Raw genomic sequence first — 1,770 nt, 5'->3', positions numbered from 1 at the left:
GGCTCTGGCAGCGATCACGGGGAGCCGTCACGGTCGGTCACTGAAGCAGAATCAGCTTCCGGAGTAGTTCGAATTCGGCACGTCCATAGAGCTGCCTCTTGATCTTTTTGATGCGGTTCACGACGCCTTCGATGCCGCCAGAGCTCCACGGCAGGGTGAGGCCGGCGGTGACCGCGTCGAAGTCGCTGTTCAGGCCGCGGGCGAAGCTGGTCAGTCCGGGCAGATCGTCCCGGACGACTCTGTTGATCCAGTCGGGGAGCAGGCCACCGAGGCGGCAGGTAAGGATCTCGCCGAAGTCGCGGATGTGCTGGTGGGTGGCCTGCAGTTCGGGGCATCGGGCCAGGATGGTCTTGAGGTGCTGATGTTCCTCTTCGCTGAGCGTGCTGGGGTGCCGGGTGAGCCAGCCGGTGACCCGCCGGACGCTCGGCGGGGCGGGCGCCGGGGTGCCGGCCTTGGGCCGGAAAGCCACGAGGTAGTCGCGGACGGAGGCGTATCCGTCGGGGTAGCCCCGTTCGGTGATGTCGCGGTGCAGGGCGAGGGCGTTCGTACACCCTTCTGACCAGCGGCGTTGCAAGTAGGGCTTGTAGGGATCGAGCTTGCTCGGCCGCACCGGCATTCCGACGATCATGTCCTGCCAGCGGGCCGCGTGCGCGTACCTCATCACCGTTTTCCGGCCCCACCCAAGATGCCGGGCGATCGCCCGGAGGCTGTGGCCCTGGGCGATCAGCTCATGGACCTGGGCGTGGGCGGCGCGCTTGCGTTCGGCTCGCGGTCCGGTGGGATCGACCTCCGGCTCGGCATCAGTGCCGTCCGCCGGCGCCGGGGCCGGTTCTCGCAGGCAGGAGCGGTGGGCGCCGACGGTCTTCTCCACGGCCCGACCGAGGCCCTGCCAGAGGTGAAATCGGTCGGCGACCTGGACTGCTTGTGGGGCGCCGAGCCGGGAGCCCTCTGCGTAAGCGCCGGCCCGGTCCCGGCAGATGACCTCCACTCCGGGATGAGCGGTCAGCCAGGCGGCCAACGGCGCCGCCTCGCGACCCGGCAGCACGTCGATGACCTGGTGGGTCTCACCATGGGTGATCACCGTGGCATACCTGACACCGCGGCGGGTGGCGAAATCATCGACACCCAGGACCCGCGGAGTGTCATAGAGCGGATCTGGCATCGCCCGGACGCGATTGAGCAGCCCCATTCGCCCTGCGGTCAGCCCCAGAGCAGTGACCATCCGGGACCCGGCGCGGCCCGCCAGTGCGAGCGCGACCCGGTCCAGGAGCTCGCCGAGCCGGTCACTGCACCGCGCGTACGGGCTGGTCAGCCCCACTATCTGCTCAGCGAATGTGCGCTGGGAGCAAGCCGGATCGATGCACACGAACCGTCGCACGGACAGCAGGATCCGTACCGCGTGCCCGGCCAGCGGAAGATCCTGCAACTGCCGCTCGTAGCGGTCGTGCACCCGCGCTGACGCCCGACCGCAGGACGGACAAATGCCGTCACCGCGCCGCCCGGCCAGCCGCACTCTCAGCCCGCCCGCACTGTGCACTGCGGCGGTGATCAACACGTCGATGCCCTCGAACAGCACGTCCTGCCAGGAGATCTCGTCGGGGTCCATGCCCTGGACATCGCCCCGGACGATACGAAACAGCCCTCACTCACCACACCTGATGGAGCGTCATATTCAGTGATCCGGACCGCGGCGCACCACGGTTCATAGTCCGGAGTCGAACAGTCCCCTCACCGAGCGTGACGGCTCCCCGTGATCGCTGCCAGAGCCCA

The 1,770-nt window shown here is 68.4% G+C and carries 1 protein-coding gene; it reads right to left on the bottom strand.

The genetic code is table 11. From position 1 onward, the window contains the following. Positions 1-37: 37 nt before the first annotated feature. A complete protein-coding gene (locus ACIA73_RS41920; protein WP_399444279.1) occupies positions 38-1,606 on the bottom strand; it encodes an ISL3 family transposase in 1,569 nt (522 codons plus the stop codon). Between the last annotated feature and the right edge of the window lie 164 nt (positions 1,607-1,770).

Source organism: Streptomyces sp. NPDC051561, from assembly GCF_044454195.1.
Lineage (GTDB): Bacteria > Actinomycetota > Actinomycetes > Streptomycetales > Streptomycetaceae > Streptomyces.
The sequence above is the reverse complement of the archived record's forward strand: the minus strand, read 5'-3'. Positions and strand labels throughout refer to the sequence as shown.